Raw genomic sequence first — 21,574 nt, 5'->3', positions numbered from 1 at the left:
CCTTGATCCCAATCATCGGAGTCGTTGAGCATGGCGCGCATCGAGGATCTAGCTGAAGCCTACAAGCGCCACATCTCCCTGCCGTGGCAGAAGACCGTTGCAGGCGCGCAGCGCATCATAATTCTCGTGTATGAGAAGGAAATGGAGCGGACACTTAGAGCGCGCCTCGATCACTTTCAGCTAGCAACTGTTCAGGCGAATAAGAAATGGCGATGTGTCGATCTCACAAATGCCTTCTCCGAATGGATCGCAGCTGACGAATACAGAGAAGCGTACTTTGAGGCCCCAGAGGACCTTCAGCTGAAATTAGAAGCTGAGTTCGCTACAGCTGTCGCTGACAAAATTCGAGCTGCTCTAGCTGACGACGACGGTCACGAGGAAACTGTTACTGCTGTGCTGGGAACAGGATCTCTCTTCGGATTCACACGAATTTCTAAAGTCCTCAGCTTAATAGAGGCAGACGTCAGAGGGCGCCTTCTGGTGTTCTTTCCAGGGCACTATGAAGACAATACTTACCGCCTTTTAGATGCTCGTGACGGCTGGAACTATTTGGCAGTGCCAATCACGTTACATAACGGAGGAGAGCCATGATGAATCTGAAGGACGTCTTGCAGCGCGATCCCAGCCAGTCTCGTCTCGCAAACAACGGACAGGCGCGACTAGTTGACGATAGAGAAGCAGAGAAAGCTTTGGAGGAGCTCCGGGAGGAGCTGAAGAGTTTTGTCTGCGAGGGGCATTATGCTGAGGGGCTTATAAAGATCCTTAGGACATTTCTGGCCGGTGGGACGAGCCTTCAAGGCGCGTGGGTCTCGGGCTTCTATGGAAGCGGTAAGTCGCTATTTCTAAAGATTGCGTGCCATCTCTGGGTAAACACACCTTTCCCCGATGGCTCTACAGCCCGAACCTTAGTTGTCGGACTTCCGGAAGAAGTTCAGGAACTCTTGCGAGACCTCGATATTCAAGGGCGTCGTTCCGGAGGGTTGCTTGCTGCCGCGGGCGCTATGCCGAACGGTGGGACCGACGCTGTCCGTTTGACAGTACTAGCTGTCATCTTGCGCGCTGCAGACCTGCCGGAGCAGTACGCCGCAGCGAGGTTCTGTCTGTGGCTTCACTCCCAAGGCAAGCTGGAGGAGGTTCGCGCCGCGGTAGAGGCCGCGGGAAAGAACTTCCATGCAGAGCTGAACAATCTTTATGTGAGCCCAATCGTTGGAAGGGCGTTGCTGGCTGCATTCCCAGGGCTCGGATCTACCGAAGGTGAAGTGCGACAGTTGCTGAAGGCACAGTTCCCACAGCAGAGAGCTGACATTACGACCGCGGAGTTCTTGGACACTGCGCGGCAAGCACTGAAGTTGAAGGGACGAGATGGGCAGATGCCTCTAACGCTCCTGGCGCTTGATGAAATACAGCAATACATCGCTGATGTTCATGATCGATCTATCTTGGTTAGCGAAGTGGCTGAAGCCGTTTCGAAGCAATTGGATGGCAAGGTTATGATTGTAGGTGCGGGTCAGAGTGCTCTAAGTGCGACTAGTAACTTGCGTCGCTTAATGGGCCGATTCACACTTGCTATTCCTCTATCGGATATTGATGTTGAGACGGTAACGCGAAGGGTTCTGCTTCAGAAGAAGCCAGCGGCTCTGACAGAGGTCCGGAAAGCTCTCGATAATCACGCGGGTGAAGTATCGAGGCACCTGCGCGGAACCCGAATTGCGGAACGGGAGGAAGACCGTGCTATCATAGTTGATGATTACCCAATGCTACCTGTCAGACGGCGATTCTTTGACGAATGTTTCCGTCAGCTTGATGCTGCAGGTACGCAGAGCCAACTTCGGTCCCAGCTCCGTATCATACACGATGCACTAGCCAAGCGCTCTCAGAAGCATCTAGGTGTCGTGATTCCGGCCGATGAGCTTTACGAGGCTCTCGCTCCTGAAATGGTTAACACAGGGGTGCTGCTCCGCGAGATAAATGAACGCATCATTCAAGTGCGTCATGATCTGGGCTCCTTGGCTGCTCGCGTGTGCGGGGTTGTGTTCTTGATCAATAAGCTCAAGCGCGACGCCGGCCTTGATACCGGCGTACGCGCGACTAAGGAGCATATTGCTGATCTCCTGGTTGACGATCTTGCTGCAGATAATGGAAAGTTGCGCGCCGAAGTGGAGGATGTGCTCAAGCGCCTCGCCGACCGTGGCGATTTGATGCCGGTCGAAGATGAGTTTAGGCTTCAGACACGCGAGGGTGCCGAATGGGATCGTGAGTTCAAGAACCAGCAGGCTCGACTTCTGAGTAATACGACGTCGATCTATTTTCAGCGGGACCAGCTGCTATACGCCGAAGTTGAGTCGGTAATTAGTAGGCAAACCATCCTACATGGTGCGTCGAAAGTCGCACGGAAAATCATTATCCATCGCGGTGACACGGCGCCTGCTGCGGATAATAACTCCCTTTATGTTTGGATCCGTGATGGTTGGTCATGTAGTGCTAAGCAAGTGGAGGAGGCAGCCCGCGCAGCTGGCAATGAGAGCGCAACGATCTTCGTCTTCATTCCCCAGCGCTCGCCAGAGGAGCTTCGGCGGCTGATCATCGACGCTGTTGCTGCGAAGCAGACTCTGGACTCGAAGGGGATTCCTTCGACTCGAGAGGGAGAGGAAGCCAAGCTCAGCATGGAGAGCCGCCTCTCACAGGCCGCTGGCATGTTAGATCGCCTAGTGAAAGAGACAGTCTCCTACGCTCGAGTCTTCCAGGGCGGCGGAGCCGAAATAACGCGCCTTAGCCTACCTGAGCAGATCCAGGCGGCCGCTGATGATGCGCTAGTGCGCCTTTTCCCCCGATTCGATGAGGGTGACGCAGCGCATTGGGAGACAGTAATCAAACGCGCCCGCGAGGGCGCAGACTCTCCATTCCAGGTCGTCGGGTACTCTGGTCCAACCCATGAGCATGCAGTGTGTAAGCAGGTCCTTGCTACAGTTGGGGCCGGTAGGACCGGTGCCGATCTGCGTAAGGATCTTCAAGGTAGCCCGTTCGGCTGGCCCAAGGATGCTATCGATGCGGCCCTCATCGCACTGCACCGAGTGGATATGCTGACTGCTGTCCTGAATGGGGTAGCACTCTCTGCTGGCCAACTTGACCAAAACAAAATCGCAAAGGCCGATTTTCGAAAGGAGGGTAGCTCGCTTACATTTGAAGATAAGATGGTACTGCGTAAGCTCTACCAATCGCTGGAGATTACCAGCAAAACGGAGGAGTTAGGTCTAAAAGCGCCCGAATTTCTGTCGGAGCTCATAAAGCTCGCAACACAAGCCGGCGGCGAAGCGCCGTTGCCGCCGTGCCCTAGCGTGGCGGAGATTACTGATCTCCAGAGTCTCATTGGCCAGGAACAGCTCGCTGCCATTCGGGCAAAGGCTGACATTCTGAACCACAATATTCCGCAGTGGCGGGAAGCACGCGATCTTGCGGCTAACCGATCTCCAGCGTGGCGGTTGGTCACGCGAATGGCGCGACACGCTGTTGGGCTGGACGGCGCGCAGGAGCACCTCGAGCAAATGGAGGCGATCCGCTCAGAGCGTCTACTTCTGGAGCCCATGGACCCGGTCGCACCTATTCGCGCCGCACTGGCGGCTCTCCTTCGAGAGGCTGTTGGTCGTCTACATGGAGAACATCAAGCTCTTTATGATAGGGCATTGGCGGAGTTGGCCGGCAATGACCTTTGGCAGGCCGTTTCGTCGGAACAGCAAAACGCAATTCTCGCAGAGACAGGACTGATGCCTCCGGTTGAACCTAACTTACAAAACGATGAGGCCTTACTTCACCGGCTAGACGAGAAGGGGATAGCTGGAGCTAAGGCAGAAAATGATGCAATTCCAAGGAGAGTGCAAAAAGCTCTGGAATTGGCAGCACGGTTACTGGAGCCACAGGTCAGATCTATTGCACTCGAGCGAGCAACGTTACGCACCTCAACCGATGTTGAGGCTTGGCTCACCAGGGCACGCAGTACCCTGATTGCTGCGGTCGACAACGGCCCTGTGCTCATTGGCTAATATTAACCAGAACGGGGACACAGGATATGGCTACAACCCTGTCGCGTGATTTACGGCGAGATCTGGAAAATAAGGTTAAGCAGGCTCGCCGAGTGGCGGAAGTTGGCGCGCGAAAGGCGGTCGATCAATTGGCTGTCGCTCATCATGAGCCATGGGGTCATATGAGCCCTGAGCAGCGTGGGCTCCGAAACCGGCTTCGGGCACATGGGCGTCAGCTAGGTGATCGGCGCGAGCAAAATGGAAGGCAGTCGACAGAACGCTTAGTTGCCGAGTGTGCATATGAGCACTGGCATCGCATGCTGTTCGCCCGCTTCCTTGCGGAGAATAACCTGCTAATTGAGCCCAGAAGTGAGTTGTCGCTCACAATGGAGGATATGCAGGAGTTAGCGCTTGAACAGGGATCCGACTGGCTGGAGTTGGCCGCCAACTATGCCCAGCGGATGCTGCCCGAGATCTTTCGCACGGATGATCCAGTCCTATCTTTGGCGATGCCCCCAGAAACGCGGTTAGCTTTAGAGCAATTGCTTAAGTCACTGCCTGCGGCAATGTTTCAGGCAGATGACAGCCTAGGTTGGGTCTATCAGTTTTGGCAGACAGACCAGCGAGAGGCAGCCAACAGGTCTGGTAACAAGATCGGGATTGAGGAGCTGCCGGCCGTCACCCAGCTCTTTACCGAAGATTATATGGTCTTGTTCCTGCTGCACAACACACTCGGAGCGTGGTGGGCAGGTAAGGTGTTAGCTGCAGATCCAGCGCTTGCAATTGCTGCTCAGACGGAGGATGAGCTACGTGCAGCCTGCGCGGTCGGCGGAGTTGAGTGGACCTATCTGCGTTTCGTGCGAGAAGACTCCGCCCAAGGCGCTTGGCGTCCAGCGGCTGGAATATTCGAGAGTTGGCCAAAGGCGGCCAAGGATATCACCCTGATGGATCCGTGCATGGGATCTGGTCACTTTCTAGTTTTTGCTTTTTCTATCCTCGTCGCCTTACGTTCGGCAGAAGAGCAATTAACGAAAGACCAAGCCGTTACAGCGGTGCTGCGCGACAACATCTATGGGCTCGAGATTGATCCGCGCTGTACGCAGATCGCTGCCTTCAGCTTGGCATTTGCTGCTTGGCGGATGCTCAAACGCCATGCTCCACTACCCAAACTGCACCTCGCCTGCTCCGGTCTTGCCATCGGTATGCCAAGGCAGGAGTGGTTACGGTTAGGCGAAAAAGCTGCAGTTACGCAAGGCTTGGCTCCTGCAGGCGATCTGCTTGGAAGAGAGGACGACATCTTTTCGTCCAGAATCCGAACCGGACTGGAGCGGATATATGATCTGTTCACGAAGGCGCCATGGCTTGGCAGTCTCATTGATCCGCGTCGAGCCGGCGGCGACATTTTTGCAGCCGACTTCAATTTGCTCGAGCCTTTGTTGCAGAAGGCCCTCGCTGATGGCAACGATGAGCTCACTGAGGTCGCTGTAGCTGCCCAGGGTATGTCAAAGGCAGCTGAATTGTTAAATAATCGATATACAATTGTAGCTACAAACGTTCCCTATTTGGGAAGGGGAAAGGCCCATCAAAATATAGTTGACTTTTGTGACAACAATTTTGAAGACGCTAAGCAAGACCTTGCCACGGTCTTCATTAGGAAAAACTTCAGCAATATTGCGGTTGGTGGAACCCAGATCGTAGTATTTCCCCAAAATTCCTTGTTTCAAGCGGCTTACATCAAATTCAGAGAGAAAATCCTTAGAGAATCTAGCATCGGATTTCTTGTCACTCTCGGAGAGGAGGCCTGGCAGGCGTATGGAGATCGAGGTCCACTAGCAACCTTGGCTTGCCTTAATGCGATAGAGCCGACCGAAGCTGCACAGCATTTCGCCTTAGATGCAACAAAGGATACGGCGCTTGAGGATAAGCTCAGACGGATAGAGTTCGGGCAGGTCGCATTCATCCAACAAGCTAAGCAGCTTGCGCGGCCGGGATCCCGGATCATGCTGGTCGACGATAGCGCTTTCGATAATAACAGAGCGGTGATTGGGTACCATGCAAGAGCTCGCCAGGGCCTAAAGTCGGGTGACGATGACAGACTCGTCAGAATGTTCTGGGAGGTTCCGGAGCATGATGGATGGAAGTTCATGCAGACAACAGGTAGTTCAGACGTGCTTGTTGCCGGTTTGACAAAGATAATACGTTGGGAGGACGGGGGCGCGGCGGTAGCTCGACGCCAGGGTGTTCAAGCATGGGGGCAATACGGAATAGCCGTCAGCCAAATGCGGCATCTCCCAACAGCACTCTACTTTGGTGACGCTTTCGATAGCAATGTATGTGCCATTTCAACAAGCGACCGTTCTGCCGTTGGTGCACTTCTGGCGTTCGCACATTCGCGTGAGCTAGCAAATACAGTCCGAAAGATTGAACCGGGAAAGAAAGTTAACAACGGTACATTCGAGGTAGTGCCGTTTGACCTAGCCCATTGGAAAGGTGTGGCTGCAGAGAAATACGCCGATGCCCTTCCAACCCCACACACATCTGATCCAACTCAGTGGCTGTTTACCGGCCAACCTAAGAACTCAGATGAACCACTTCAGGTGGCCGTTGCACGTTTGCTCGGATATCTGTGGCCACGGCAAGTTGGTGTGTCCTTTGCGGAGTCCCCGCCTTTAGGTCCAGACGGATTAGAGGATTATGTCGAGACAAGTGGCATCGTTTGCCTCACGCCAATTAAGGGTCAGCAAGGAGCTGCAGATCGGCTAACTGCTTTGCTCGCTGTAGCGTACGGTACAGAATGGTCTCATTCGAAGCTGATGGAACTTCTTGCCTCTGAGGGAGCCAGACAGAAGACGTTGGACGAGTACCTTCGGGACCAATTCTTCGCGCGCCATTTGCAGACGTTCCGCGACAGGCCCTTCATCTGGCACGTTTGGGACGGGCGGGCCGATGGATTTCATGCACTTTTGAACTATCACAAGCTCGCGGGTGCGAAAGGCGAAGGTAGGCGGACGCTCGAGAAGTTGATTTATACGTACTTAGGCGACTGGATTGATCAGCAGCGAGAAGACCAAAAGGCTGGCGTCGAAGGTGCGGACGGCCGTCTTGCCGCGGCTGAGCACCTAAAATCCCGCTTAGAGGCAATTGTAGCCGGGGAACCGCCATTCGATCTCTTTGTACGATGGAAACCGTTGCACTTGCAGGCTGTTGGTTGGGACCCAGATGTCAACGATGGTGTTCGAGCCAACATCCGTCCGTTCATGGTTGCACGGACGTTAGAGGGGAGGAAGGCAGATGCGTGCATCCTCCGTGTCACGCCGAACATCACGTGGGACAAGGACCGCGGTACCGAGTCCAGCGAAGATAGAGTAGCAACAGATTACCCTTGGTTTTGGTCTTGGGATGGAAAGGCTGCCGATTTTGCAGGTAGCGGCGTCTTCGATGGGAAACGCTGGAATAATCTTCATTATACGACAGCTGCGAAGGAAAGAGCGAGAGTAGCAAAGGCTTCTCTGAAAGGTACTACAAGATGAGCTGTCGCGAACAAGCCTCACGCTTCTCTACTAAGCGTCTAATTGCACGCCGAAGAGGATGCCAGGATATGCTGATTGGACGTAACTAGCGGTGAATGCCGCGCCTGAATTCCTGTTAAAGTGAAAGCGCCCGATTATGTCGGACACCCAGACCACACCCAAGACGCTGCTGGAGGCACTTCAACAAGCCCTCGCCGCCTCCATCCAGACTGCAGATGGTGTGGCCATACCAGCGGCTATCTTGTGGACCGAGTCCGACGCAAACTGGCTTCCTATCATGCCAGCCTTGCGCCGATTAATGCCGTATACGTACGTGCTCGGAACATACGATCCTGCCTTAAAATCTGGTCCAGCGATTTGGCTTAAGTGCGTTGTCGACAGAACTATTGCAGACGTGCCGCCGCTCGGAACAGTGCCGGTACTGTACCTTCCAAAAGTTCCACGTGCGCTTCTACGCTCCGCTGAGGACTGTCCAATCGAACTGCAGCCGCTTGTAGAGCTGGTCTATCGAGGCACAGTTTGGCATCAGCGAAACGGCCGGGACTGGACTGTCGAGGCGTTTCTTGAGGCTGTGTTAGGGCTCGACATAGCCAAGGACACTTCCACTCGGAAAGCAATTCTACACATGTTGCCAAGGATTGCGGTGGAACCGCTGATCACGTTACTGGGGCACCGAATCGATTCTGAAGCTCTATTTCGCCTCGATGTTGAAGACCCGGTGGGTGAAGTGCTGACTTGGATGAGCGATTCTGAAGCCTTTCGGCAGCGTTGCGATGAGGGTCGCTGGCATTCTTTTCGCCAGATATGCACCAAAACGTACGGCTTCGACCCGGATACTGACGGGCCGGCGGCTGCTGGTGAGAAGCTTGTGAACGATAATGGCGCAACTTGGTCTTCAGTTTGGCGGCGTTTTTGCCAAAGCCCGAAGCTTTATCCCGGCCTCTCAACAGTCCTGAAGAACTCTTATGCAGATCTGTTCGTATCAACTGGGCGGCACCCCCGACTCAATGAGCAGGCAGAAGGCGAGCTCCGATCTGGTCTCGAGGCGGTTACAGATTTGTCACATATAGACGCCTGTGAAAGGATCCTAGCTTTGGAGGTTGAGCACGCCGAGCGGCGCGGTACACCTTGGGCCGAATTAGGGGAGAGTCCACTCGCATTAGTCATGCAGCCTCTTTCTGAAGTGGCTCGCCTATCACGTGTGCCGATCGGGGGCATTAATCCAGAAGCGGTTGCTGTGACTTATGCAGATCACGGTTGGCGCTGTGACTACGCTGCGCTCAAGGTGATGCAATGGGCGACCACGCATCGTGAGTTCGCGCCCCTGATCTATAAGGTACTTAACTCAATCTACCGTCCTTGGTTGGACGCTTCTGCACGGCACCTTCAAAGTCTACTCACCCCGCTAGGGAGCAATGTAGCCGCGTTGTCGGCATTCCTTGACGCGGAGCCTGGTACCTGCATCTTATTCGTGGATGGCCTCCGATTTGATGTTGCATGCGAATTGAAGGAAAGACTGGCGGCCCTCAATTTCAAATGCGACATCAGGCATCGGTTTGCTCCACTGCCGACCGTCACACCAACGGCGAAGCCACTCGCGATGCCCATTCCTGGCAAAGTTGGACCGGGTGGCAGCTCGGAAGATTTTTGCCCTTATCTTTCTGACCCAACTTCATTGGCTACAACGCAGCGCTTGCGGCAAGTCTTAGGGCAAATCGGCATCACACACATCGATGGGCAAAATCCACATGGTCCGGCCAGTTCCGGCCAAATCGGGTGGTGCGAAATAGGAAGTCTGGATGAACTTGGCCACAAGCTCGGAGTTGGGCTCGCTCGTCAGATCGATCTCGAACTAGCGGATCTCATTGCGACCGTCGAAACACTCAATGCCGTTGGCTGGAAGCAAATTCGGATTGTTACTGATCATGGTTGGCTGCTTTTACCTGAAGGCTTGCCGAAGGTCGCTCTGCCTAAGTCAGTGACTTCTGCGAAGTGGGCTCGATGTGCTTCAGTAAAGCCGGGTGCATCACCGGATGCTACAACCTTTTCGTGGTACTGGGATTCACATGCAAGTATAGCTATGCCTCCGGGCATCGGATCTTACTTGGCTGGCACGGAATACGCCCACGGTGGGATCAGTCCGCAAGAGTGTGTTATCCCAGACCTTAGGATAAGGCTCGGCATTGGGACAGTGAGTGCCAAGCTTGTGAGTTTGGCGTGGCGAGGCCTCCGGATTAGGGTAACTGTTGAAACCTCGCATCCAGGCCTAAGTGTAGACCTGCGTCTCAACAGAAATCAGCCCAATACCACCATTGCTGTTGCCAGCAAGGAGTTGAGTTCAACTGGTGAAGCCAGCCTCGTAGTAGACGATGAGAGTCATATCGGAGCAGCGGCAGTCGTTGTCGTTCTCGATAGAGATGGTGGAATTATAGAGGCGCGGACTACGACAGTTGGGATTGACGAATGACAATGGTACTGGATCACCTTGACCGATTGGCGGCTTCTGCGTTCGACGGCTTTCTGGTACGCAAGGATCTCGTCAGGCGCTATGCTCGCCAGTACCCTGTACCGACCTACGTTGTAGAGTTTTTATTAGGCCGATACTGCGCTAGCGTAGATGAGACTGAGATTACCGAAGGACTCGAGATCGTTGAAAAGCAGCTCAGGGATCGTACGGTCCGAACCGGAACAGAGGAGCTGTTCAAAGCGCAGGCTCGAGACCGAGGATCCGTCAAAATCATCGATATCATTAAGGCTCGGCTCGACACTAAGAATGACTGTTATGTCGCCGAACTTCCCAGCCTTGCACTTCGTGATGTGCGGATCGACGATAATGCAGTCCGTGACAATGATCGGATATTAACCGATGGCTTTTTCGCTGAGATCACGCTCGCATACGATGCTATTATTGCCCAACAGCAGGGTGGGCGTCCGTTTGGCATTGAGGCGCTCCGGCCAATACAGATGTCTAAGTCTGACGCACTGGACGCTTTAGCTCGTGGCCGCCAAAAGTTTACGACTGCCGAGTGGATCGACTTTCTGATCCGCTCTGTCGGATTGGAGCCTTCATCACTCTCTCATCGAGCAAAGCTTGTAATGCTCCTGCGAATGGTTCCGTTTGTTGAACCTAATTATAATGTAGTAGAACTGGGGCCTCGCGGTACTGGAAAGAGCCATTTATTCCAGCAAATTTCACCTTATAGCCACTTGATTTCAGGTGGCAAGGCGACTGTGGCAAAGATGTTCGTAAACAACTCGTCGGGTGAACGAGGTCTAGTTTGCCGGTACGACATAGTCTGCTTCGACGAGATTGCCGGTGTGTCCTTTGACCAAAAGGACGGAGTAAACATTATGAAAGGCTACATGGCCTCTGGTCAGTTCAGTCGCGGCAGGGAGAATATCCGCGCGGACGGCAGCATCATGATGGTTGGCAATCTAGACGTAGATCTGGAACAACAGCAGAGGTTTGGTCATCTTCTCAGCCCACTTCCGCCCGAAATGCGCAATGACACTGCATTCATGGATCGACTTCATGCGTATATCCCAGGATGGGACTTCCCGAAGCTCAGCCCGACCGAGCATCTAAGCAATCACTTTGGATTGGTAAGTGACTTTCTAAGTGAATGTTGGACCAAATTGAGATCCATGAATCGAATCTCAGCGTTAGAGAAAGTTCACTTGGGCGGGGCGTTAAGCGGCCGCGATATAGAAGCCGTCCGAAAAACGTTCAATGGCATTGCGAAGCTGCTTTATCCTGATCCGGATGTGAATATTCCCGACGAAGATCTCGAGTGGATACTCAGACTCTCTCTTGAAGCTCGCCGCCGTGTTAAGGAACAGCAGAAGCGAGTGTTCAAAAGCGAATTCCGAAATACCCATTTCAGCTATACCCTTGGCCTTGATGGGATTGAACAGTTTGTCTCAACACCTGAGCTTCAGAGCGACGAGGCGCTTGAAACGGACCCTCTGCCTCCGGGGCAGGTTTGGGCAGTTGGAACAGTCGCTGAAAATGGCCCAGGACTCTATAGGCTTGAGGTAACGTGTGGCCCAGGCAGTGGTGCAAGGATACTAAATCAACCAGCGCCACCAGCTTTCCGGGAGAGCGTTCGGGTTGGAGAGCAGAATCTGTACACAAGATCCAAGGAACTTGTTGGTGACCGTAATCCCCGCGAGGAGGAGTTTTCCATACAGATGCGGGCAATGGATTCAGACAAGTCAGGTGCAGGGCTAGGTCTCCCTGTACTTGTCGCTCTCTGTGGGGCATTGCTCGGGAAAAACACTCGAGGTGGCACAATCGTTGCCGGATCACTGAACCTCGGAGGGTCCGTAGAAATTATTCCTAATGCTGTGCGTATTGCCGAACTTGCCGTTGACCGACAGGCTCAGACATTGCTAGTTCCCGTATCGGCGCGGAAGCAGCTCAATGAGCTTCCTGACGATTTGTGGACGCGGATTAGTATCGAGTTCTATAAAGATGCGGCTGATGCCGTTTTCAAAGCGCTAGAAGACTGAAGTAGCTTTTAAAAATTGTCGCCTTACTCTGATTAACAGGTGATCTTGAGAGACCGTTTGAGAATTCATTGCAGGCCCAAAAATTTTGTAGCGCTCTTCGGTTGCGAGCTCTGCATAGTGTGGTTTTCGCTATTCTCAAACAGGCTCTGATACTGCCAACCCATGGTTTGCTGTTGAAAATAAATGGTAGCGCTTCAACCCTGGCCGCGATGGAGAGGCTCGATGAAAACGGCGAAGAAAGTTTGAGTGGTTCGAGCCCAGCTTCGACGGGGCCGGCTGGCGCTCGGTTTGAGGGCCAAGTCGGCGCTCATTATCTCCTAACGATGCTCGCTCACTCCGAGCCTCGTGGGCTCCCCGGGACAACCATTGATCGCATCGAGTTCCAGAGGGGGGAGGACGGCTACCCGCTGGACGATGTCGTCATCCATGCACACGAAAATACGACTGGGCGCCTGGCAACGTTACAGATTCAGGTCAAGCGCAGCATTAAATTTTCGCCAGGTGACGGGGTTTTCGAGAAGGTCGCCCGCCAGATTGCAACGGCCATGCGAAAGCCTGAGTTCTGGACTGGGCGGAACGAGTTAGCAATCGCCGCTGCCCGCGGCTCCCATAAGATCGATGGCGCATACCAGGACGTGCTCCGGTGGGCGCGGCAGCTTGGCTCTGCTCAGTCCTTCTTCGACCGTTTGCATCGATCCGGGACTGGCAACGCTGACATGCGAACCTTTGTCGAGACAATGCGAAATCATCTGCGTGATGCAAGAGGTCCTTACGATGACGAGACCGTTTGGAAGGTTCTTGCGCGACTTCAAATTCTGATCTTCGACTACACAGCGGTCGGTTCGGCCGCTGAAGAATTGTCACGCGAGAGAGCTGTTCGCGTTCTCCCGCCCAAAGACGCGGCAAATGCTTCGTCTCTCTGGAGCATCCTTACCGATCTCGCTGAAGAGATCGCCGCGGACGGCGGTGACCGCGACCACGAACGTCTCAGTGCAGACTTAGTCGGCAAGTCGATCTGTCTTGCCGCGGATCGGCGCCTCACAGACGTGCGAGCCGCAGTCGCCGAAGCATCTTCCCAAGCTCTTGCCGACATCGACGATCGTATCGGCACCACGAGCCTCGCTCGGACGGAACGGGTCGAAGCCGTGAACGATGCGCTCGGACGTGGACGCTACGTGGAAATCCGGGGCGACGCTGGCGTTGGCAAGTCAGGTGTCTTGAAACACTTTGCCGAATTGTTCGGTGCGGAGGGCCGCGTCCTCGTTCTCAGTCCAGCGAGAACCCCGCCGCGCGGATGGATGGCCATGAGGAGCGTCTTAGAGTTCAAGGGAACTGCTCGAGACTTGCTCGGGGAGCTAGCCGCGGATGGCGGCTCCGCGCTGTTCATAGACAACCTTGACTCCTTCAGTGACGAACAGAGGCGAACCGTAAACGACCTCGTGCGCGCAGCTGCTGAGGCTCCCGGTATCTTAGTTGTCGCGACGGCCCGTCGCAACTTTGGCGTCGACGAGCCCAGCTGGCTGGACCCTGATGCCGTCAAGGCGCTCGGTACTGCTCCACCCGTCATGATCGAGGAACTCAGCGAGGCAGAGATAGGTGAGCTTAAGGAGAATGAGCCGAGCCTAGCAGGTCTACTGGATGACATCCATCCCGCACGCGAAGTCGTCCGCAATCTCTATCGCTTATCTCGTCTTGCAGGTCATCCAGCAAGGGTTGTGACCCCAACGACTGAACTGGATATGGCGGAGCAGTGGTGGAACTCGGCGGGTGGCGAACGTAACGATAGTCACCGCGAGCGCGCAAGGCTTTTGCGAGCGCTTGCCGAAGTAGCCCTAGGAGGAGCCTTTGTTCTGGACGTCAGAGGTGAAAGTCCGACCCCAATTGATGCGTTGGTAAAGTGCGAGACGCTTCGTGATCTAGGGAATGATCGGGTTACCTTCCGTCATGATGTGCTTCGGCAATGGGCCATAGGTAACCTCCTTGCCGGAGATGCGGCGGCCTTCGAGAAGCTTCCGCTTGACAAGCCCGCCTCGGCGGTGTTGGCGCGGGGTATTGAGCTCGCCGCACGTTTTGCGCTCGAGCGGAAGGCAGACGATAATCGCTGGGCGGCAATCCTCGAGCGGTTGTCAAGGGACGGTGTTCACAGCTCATGGAGACGCGCGGCGATACTGGCCATTGTCCATTCAGAGACCGCAAACACTCTGCTGGATCGCGAGGCGACACGGCTGCTCGATAACGACGCTGTTCTTCTACGTGAACTGATCCGGACCGTGATAGCCGTCGATGTCGAACCAGCCTCCCAGTTGCTCGTGCGATTCGGGGTAGAGCCTGCCACACTTCCGGCGGGCATATTTGTGCCGACGAGTACTTCCTGGCTTCAACTGATAATTTGGCTCCTAAAGCTCGGTACGAAGCTGCCGGCTCAGGCGCTAGGCGATGTGGCAGAACTCTACACCAGTTGGATGCTAGGAACCTTCGGACACGGCCAGCTCACGCCAAACTTGGTAGCTTGGCTCCACGCTTGGCTCGTCGAACTTGAAGAGGACGGAACGCCAGGGGCTCCACCACGCACCTACAGCGGTCGGTTTAGCTATCGTGAAGGGGGCGGGCCGACAAACAAGATACGTACTGGTTTCCTCTCGTTTTGCAACAAGAGATCCGACCTGGCGGTTGATTACGTGAATCGCGTTCGGACCTACAAGCACGGCAGGAACATCATCTCTAGCATCATGAAGTTCCGTGGCACTCTTGCCCAGGCTGCACCAAAAGAGCTTGCCGCGCTAACGGCCGAGCAATTAATTGCGAACGACAGAGAGGATCGAAGCACTTATCGCCGACGGGGGCGCGAGGAACCGTTCCAATTCCTTGATCATGAGTTTTTGCCAGCGTCGCCAGCTCAAGGACCTTTCCTCGAGTTGTTGACCCACGCGCCGGATGAAGGGCTCGCGCTCATTCGACGGCTTCTCGAACACGCGATTCAGTTTGGAGCGGGTGAGCGGGATCCCGGCCATGATGGCTTTCTCATCCTGTTTGAGGACGGTGAGCGGTTCTTCCCGTGGACCGGAACCTATCGCTGGTCGCGTGGGGAAAGCAACTACTACGGACTTGGCTCTGGCCTCATGGCAATGGAAGCTTGGGCTCATCAGCGGATTGATGCGGGTGAGGACTTCGACACAGTCCTTAAGGATGTACTTGGTCCCCGAAACGCATCGGCTGCGATTGTTCTGATCGCTATCGATCTGATTATTTCCCATTGGCCCAAGTCAAAGGCCGCAGCCATCCCGTTCCTTGGTTGTCCGGAACTCGTCAGTCTTGACCGCGCGCGTCTGATGTACGATCAAACTGAACGCCCAGACAGAGACGGATTGGCTGCTTTGCAGAAGGAGCCAATTGGCGCGGCAACTCGCGAGAGCTTAAGCCGGCGGCTATCGCGACATGTGCCCCTTGAGCGGCTCATAGAAGTGTACGGTGCGTTGGGCCCAGAGAGTCTTCGCATAAAGCTTGAGGGGCTGTTGCAGTCGGCTTCGCGACGCCTCGGCATGCCTGAAACGGATTCGGACTTCGCTGATCCAAGGTTTATGGCACAACATGAGCTGAACCTGATCAACCCAAAAAACTGGGTTGAGCGTGAGAGCAAATGTGCAGATGGCACAACGGAGACATCACTTGTATACGTGCCACCAGAGTCCGAGGCGACGCATGTGGCAGCCCTAAAAGCTAAGTCAGCAACTCGACTTGAATCGGCGAATGTGCGGGCAGCACTCCTGCTTGCTATAGATGACGCCTCGCGTTCAACCCAGGAGCTCGCTGCTCAGGGTGTTGTGTGGGCTCAAGCGCAAACCTCTGCTTCAGACAACGCCGACGATGACGATGAAAATCTCCTCAACAGCAAAGGAGTTTTAGCTGCCGCGCTGGTCGCGGTTCGAGACGGCAGCGACGATCTTCGTCTCGAGCATGGCGCGTGGGCCGAGAAAATCTTAGTCGACGCACTCAGTGAGCCTCGCGACGTTGCCCATGAGGTGCGCGCCGGACTGATCTTCAATCCAGTCGCGACTGCGTTCGCTGGAATTGCAGAGCTCTACAGACTAGGCCCAACCCCAGTACGCCTTCGGATCCTTCTGGAAATCGCCGCGCGTGAAAGCCCAGCTGGTGCGCATGGCTTCGTTGTCGCCGCTAGCGACCTCGCCAGCCTTGACGAACGAATTCCGAAGGCGATCATGCGTTGCGCATTCGCGGCTGCCGTACAACCAGCTAGGTTTTGGAATGATAGCGGGGAAGAGGCAACGCGACGTTCCGCTTTATGCGCTGCAAGAGCCGCGAAGGCTGTCGAAGATGAACTCGCGTGGCTTGATGGATCTAGCATGGAACCGGCTTGGCCGCGCTTCGAAGCCAAGGAGATCCGGCCCGTCCGACGCCGCCGACGGCGTGGAATCCGAATTGCCGGGTCTGCATCGCAATCGGAAAATGGATCTCAAGAATACGCAGCACACCTGGATATGTATGTCGACGAACGAGCTGCCGCCCTTTGGATCGGCGCTCTGCGGCCTTTGCTTGATGTTTCGAAGCGCCCTTGGCTGCGCGAACTCGCTATGGCATACGCGGACTTCTCCGCAAGTCTAAACGGCCAAGGTCTTGAACCTGAGGAAGAGCTCTCGGAGTCGCCAAGCGAATGGAACGCCAACTACTATCCACTGTTTGCGCGTACTCTCGTGGGCCTTTCTGAGGCCGAAATTAATAGAGTTCTTAGCCGAATTACTGGATTGCCAGATCAGTCCTTTTTCGATGTAACAACAGAGTTTCTGCCAGCGGTTGATCTCGTTTATTTCAATTACCGCAGCTTAGAAACTGAGGCTCCGCGCATTCGCCAACACATCATCAATCGCCTGAAGGTGTCCCCGCGATGGATGCGGCTTGTAGGCACGCGAACTAACTCAATTGAGATGCATCTCGGGCCGGCTGTCGGAGTGATTTTCTTCAACAACTATGTTCTTACTCGAACATCAAGTTATCTCACGCCAGTCGCAATTGAGCGGCTCGGGCCCTTCCTGCCGCAGCTAATTGACCTTCTGGATAGTAGCCAATGTTACTTCGTTGCTTTGGTGACCATTAACTTATTGGAAGTATCGCCTGAGCCATCACTCCTTCCGCTTCTCGTTGCCGGAGGTCGGTCTTGGGTTCGCAGCTACAGCGATGACACTGTGTTTTGGGTCGAATATGGGATCGGACGTCGTGTCTGCGCTTGGATTGATCGTGTTCGCGGAAGTTCGCCGGGAGCATTGTCGGCTGGGGCTCCCGAGCGGCAGGACATTGACGCTATTCTATCTGCGTTGGTTCGGCTTGGTGTTCCTGAGGCAAGGCAAGTTGAGGCTGCTCTTTCTTCGCTCTGACTGATTGCGCGTGCGGCCGCCCAGTGCACTACCTGACGTAGTCACTGCCTGAGTTTCTCCCAGCAAGGATGCTGCAGGTATGTCTGAGAACTTGAGCGTCGGTTGGCAAATCGGCACATACCCGGCGGCCCTGGGGTGGTTCCAGCACTCATGTGGCTCGAACCAATTGCTAAGCTCTATCTCAGACAGCGAACAAAACTGGCTCGGGATTGCTGCGAGCGAGGTTAGAAATGACAGTAAGCCCTCGATGGAGCTCGTCCTCCGTAGTGGATCCTACTGAAATCCTTACCGCTGGCTTGTGTGCTGCCGGATTAATCGCAAAAGCGGACCCCCTCGCCACCGCGACCCCTTGCAGACGTGCATGCGACACGAACTCTTCCTCGCGGATGTGCTCACCTAGTCGCAACCAAATGTGCATGCCCTCCGGGTGGTTCGCGTATGAAAGCCCCTGAAGAACCTTTGACGCAAGCTTATGCCTTCGACTGAGAACGGTACGCTGCCATTGCACCAATTCGAGGCAGGTGCCGTCCTCGATCCAGCGTGTCGTGATCTCTGCGATCAAAGGAGTAGCGGTCCAATTCAAGTACGCATCCGCCGAGGACCGCGGAATTTCCGGTCGTGGCGTGGTAAGCTGCCGGAATGGAGATCGACTACGACAAGATCGACGAGGCGGTTCTCGCCCTAATGTGGCTGACGCTGCACGATGGGTGCCGGGCCTGGAAGAGTTTTGACTGGGGCGCAACAGATCGGCTCTACCAGAAGGGTTTCATCTGCGATCCGGCCAATAAGGCCAAATCCGTCGTCCTCACCGAGGAAGGCTTGCAGAAAGCCGAAGAGCTCTTCAAGGCGCTGTTCACGCGACAGCCCTGAGATCAGGCCGCGGCTTGCTCGTCCCGCAGCGCCTTCCAGGTCCAGGGCAAGCTCGTTGAGCCGTTTGGACGGATGTTCCGGCAGCCGTGCCAGCACGTCGGCCAGCCAAGCCCGTGGGTCGACCTCGTTGAGCTTGCAGGTCTCGACCAGCGTGTACAGCGCCGCTGCCCGATGGCCACCCACATCCGAGCCCGCAAAGGTCCAGTTCCGGCGCCCGACGGCAATGCCGCGGATGGCCCGCTCGGCGGCATTGTTCGACAGGCAGACCCGCCCGTCGTCGAGGAAGAGCGCAAACGACGACCAACGCCGCAGCATGTAATTGATGGCTTTGGCGCTCTCACTCTTGGGCGACAACCGTCCACGCTGCGCCCGCAACCAGCTCTCCAGATCGTCGACGAGAGGTTTGGGCTGAGCCACACGGACAGAGCGACGCTCGTCAGGCGGCCGGCCGATGATCGCGCGCTCAATCGCAAACAGCGCATCGTGTCAGAACTTTAGAGCGGTCATTGCGCAAGCAATGGTCAAAGATTGCGATGAGCCCGATAGCTGTCGGCACATTGAATCAAATGGGTTCCATCCTCCTCAGCTCGGCGCCCAAGGTGACATCAACCATTTCCCGGGCATCGAATGCCGACATTCCCGATGCCATTAGATCGTGGAGCTCATCCCTCATCCGAAGATGATAAGCGGGATATTTTCGAAGCGCCTTGGGAAGCCTCACCCCACTCCGAAATGCGTGCCTGCCTCCAATACCTGTATCCAGCCACTCGATGAAGGGGTCGGGGATGAATTGGAACTGTGAAGGTGCCCGCACCAACTGCGGCGTCAGACAATGCCAGTGCCCGCGCGTCTCTACAACCGAATGTAAGATAAGATCCGAGCTGTAAATCAACCACCCACAAACATGACGGCTTACCCGATCCGGATCGTTTGCTGCCTGTGCGAAACAGTTTGCATGGCAATCGTATGGAAGCATGCCAGCGGCCAACAACTGCTCCTCAGGCGGCCGCGTGACAGTGACGCGCGGCAGGGCGAGAACCTCCGCAAGGGTGTTCGCCTCCCATTCTGTTGCCGGGAACGCCATTTGCTCGGCATTCCGCAAGGCTAGCTCCCCCAATTCTTCTTTTCGGACCGTGTTGTTAGCCATTGTGTCTTTGCCCATGTTGCTGTCGATCAATTACTCGTTATCGGTTCCCTGTCCGACCAGGGGGTGCTAATGACAGAGATGGAGTAGTTTACAACTGCCTGCAAGTTGCCGCGTGTTCGCCACCTTGCCATTTCCGCGGCGACAACGTCTTCGACTTCAGCGCTCGTGCGGCTTGTTGGGACTGTTGGATCGGACCGCTGCGGGCAGATGAACTAAGCAAAGCTGCCCGTCGTCAAGCAGGCGAGCAGATTTCCGGGTGCGCGGTCTCGATCACGCGTCTTAATGAGTTTAATCGTTGCTTGAGGTGCAGACACTTGTAGGCGCCGGTTTGCTCTTCGGCATCTTGAGACGTCCGTCACTTAACCCGGACCGCTCAGCGTGATGATCCAATTTTCGAGAGTTTCACATGCTTAGTCGTCGAGATAGAGTGAGGACCTGCGACCGACCTATTTTGGGCTTTGCCAGTTCAGGGGAAGGAGGGCTCAATCATCGCCTACAGAGCATGGGAAACAAGAGGTTTGGCCATACCAAACCAACGCGTTCACCTCGGTTTTGTTAGGTGCTTTAAGTCTGTCATTATTGGACGCGTTTGTGTAGATCAGGATAGCCAATCGGCAGAGAACCCCGCAGAATAAGTTTGTATCAATAATCGTTTATGAGCGGCGCGCGATCCTATCGAGCTCAGCCGACGCTTTGATCTGACCGACACTTATGTGCTACTCATTTGCACTTCAGCGATTTGGATTTCAGAGACGCTACCACGCTGTCGAGCGTGTTTGTGTAAACGGTCATCGTCGTTTTTGGTCCGACGTTTATAGAACTGTCGCCGCTGTGTGTTTCATTGGATTCCAGTAGCCATGAGCAACTCCAGTCGCAGCTGACCGCCGGACTAGTAGGATTGCTGATCTCAGCTTTGACATTCTTGCCGCTGTGGGTGCAGTTAAGACTCGCTGCATATCCTTTCGATGTTGGAACGAGTAACACCAGGATGATAGCACATGATTTTCCAACCATTAATTCATCTCCGACAGATGCGGCATTGAAGTCATTATACTTGCCTCGAGTTCGACATTAGATTTTTGTATGAGCTGTTTGAAAGGTATCCCTCGAAGGCATCCTTCTTATTCTGCGCCCCGCTCAACTATTTGGACATTAGTCGACTTACAGTATCTTTATACGCAAGTTTATCTTCATATACTGCCAGAACACAATCGCAATTTTAGATCGTAATTACAGGAGGGTCTATGCGGCACGGCTGCCCAAGGACGGTGTGACAGGTAGCTATCACAGATTTTGACAAATCAAGTGACTACAAGAATCTCCAAAGCCAGTACTCAGTATCACGTTTCTACGTCTGATTGCTCTCTGTACCCGTTTATGAATGCCACTCTTAAGCGACTTACTTCGTAATGCGAAGTGTTTGTTTGACCTGCGTGATTAGTTTTGGTTGAGAAATATCGTTATTTGCTCCGGCAGCCATCACGAGTGTGCTCCTAAATACAGTTTTACGTTAAACTATATCGGGCTGTCTTTGTCACTGTCAGGTTATAATCTTCTACTATATGCATAGACCATAGGGTACAGATCCATCTCAAATGACGTTGCAGGTCGAACGTCTCGACGAGTACTAACTCATAGGGCTTGTCCAGTAAACTAGCTTAACTTCGAAACAACAATAGACCGAGGATCTGGGTTATCTTCTAGCAGCGTCGTGTTACGGCGTGAAATCAGAACTAGATCTAGAACGATGGTTGTCCTAGAAATTAAACATCCGGTAGAAGAGACGCCTCGGGCGAGCGCATAACGCTAACCAACTACCTCAGGGCACGCACTCGGCCACGTAAAAAGCTCCAAGACATTGCGAGCTTTGAATGCAACAGGGATTGCTGCCAGTGATCTCTCTGGTTGATCCAGAGCAATGCACGTAGAGGTAGCGAGTATCTGTTATTTTTCGGCATTCAGATTTTCCCTGAACTATACTCCCAGTACCGGTCGGACGAGCACACCAATTTGGTCGGTTATCCATTCCCAGATCACCACACGTTTGAATGCCTTGGGACAATGCTGCACTGTAAATCGAGATGCTAGCTACGACCATGAAAGTACGGAGCA

Annotated in this window: 8 protein-coding genes and 1 pseudogene; 7 read left to right on the top strand and 2 right to left on the bottom strand. The window is 54.5% G+C overall.

The genetic code is table 11. The features are described 5' to 3' along the window. The first annotated feature begins 30 nt into the window (after nucleotides 1–30). From U0023_RS01840 to U0023_RS01810, 7 genes are all read left to right on the top strand, one after another. Nucleotides 31–591 carry a BREX protein BrxB domain-containing protein gene (locus U0023_RS01840; RefSeq protein WP_009764059.1) on the top strand — a complete coding sequence of 187 codons (561 nt, stop codon included), beginning with the start codon at nucleotides 31–33 and terminating at the stop codon, nucleotides 589–591. Further along, on the top strand, nucleotides 588–4,037 hold the full coding sequence (gene brxC, locus U0023_RS01835) for a BREX system P-loop protein BrxC (RefSeq protein WP_009764060.1): 3,450 nt from the start codon (nucleotides 588–590) through the stop codon (nucleotides 4,035–4,037). Before U0023_RS01840 ends, brxC begins: the two co-directional genes overlap by 4 nt. A 296-nt stretch (nucleotides 4,038–4,333) precedes the next feature. Continuing rightward, nucleotides 4,334–7,546, top strand: a complete 3,213-nt coding sequence (locus tag U0023_RS01830; protein WP_210161021.1) for an Eco57I restriction-modification methylase domain-containing protein — start codon at nucleotides 4,334–4,336, stop codon at nucleotides 7,544–7,546. Nucleotides 7,547–7,682: 136 nt separating this feature from the next. Beyond that, entirely contained in the window at nucleotides 7,683–10,013 is a 2,331-nt protein-coding gene (gene pglZ / locus U0023_RS01825; RefSeq protein WP_009764062.1) for a BREX-1 system phosphatase PglZ type B, read from the top strand. Then, the gene (brxL, locus tag U0023_RS01820; RefSeq protein ID WP_009764063.1) at nucleotides 10,010–12,058 is read left to right on the top strand and encodes a BREX system Lon protease-like protein BrxL; all 2,049 of its coding nucleotides are present in this window, start codon (nucleotides 10,010–10,012) and stop codon (nucleotides 12,056–12,058) included. Before pglZ ends, brxL begins: the two co-directional genes overlap by 4 nt. Before the next feature lie 119 nt (nucleotides 12,059–12,177). Further along, a complete protein-coding gene (locus U0023_RS01815) occupies nucleotides 12,178–17,445 on the top strand; it encodes an NACHT domain-containing protein (protein ID WP_154661148.1) in 5,268 nt (1,755 codons plus the stop codon). A gap of 639 nt (nucleotides 17,446–18,084) precedes the next feature. After that, entirely contained in the window at nucleotides 18,085–18,315 is a 231-nt protein-coding gene (locus U0023_RS01810; protein ID WP_040638741.1) for a DUF6429 family protein, read from the top strand. Nucleotides 18,316–18,317: 2 nt separating this feature from the next. Here U0023_RS01810 and U0023_RS01805 read toward each other — a convergent pair. Together U0023_RS01805 and U0023_RS01800 are read right to left on the bottom strand one after the other, a co-directional pair. Next, a pseudogene (locus tag U0023_RS01805) lies at nucleotides 18,318–18,798 on the bottom strand (IS66 family transposase); the annotation flags it as partial. 79 nt (nucleotides 18,799–18,877) lie between these two features. Further along, nucleotides 18,878–19,492 (bottom strand): hypothetical protein, encoded by a 615-nt coding sequence (locus U0023_RS01800; RefSeq protein ID WP_245272995.1) that lies wholly within the window; start codon nucleotides 19,490–19,492, stop codon nucleotides 18,878–18,880. Nucleotides 19,493–21,574: the final 2,082 nt, after the last annotated feature.

Origin of the sequence: Microvirga lotononidis (assembly GCF_034627025.1) — a bacterium.
GTDB classification, from domain to species: Bacteria; Pseudomonadota; Alphaproteobacteria; order Rhizobiales; family Beijerinckiaceae; genus Microvirga; species Microvirga lotononidis.
This window is presented reverse-complemented; position numbering and strand designations above follow the sequence as displayed.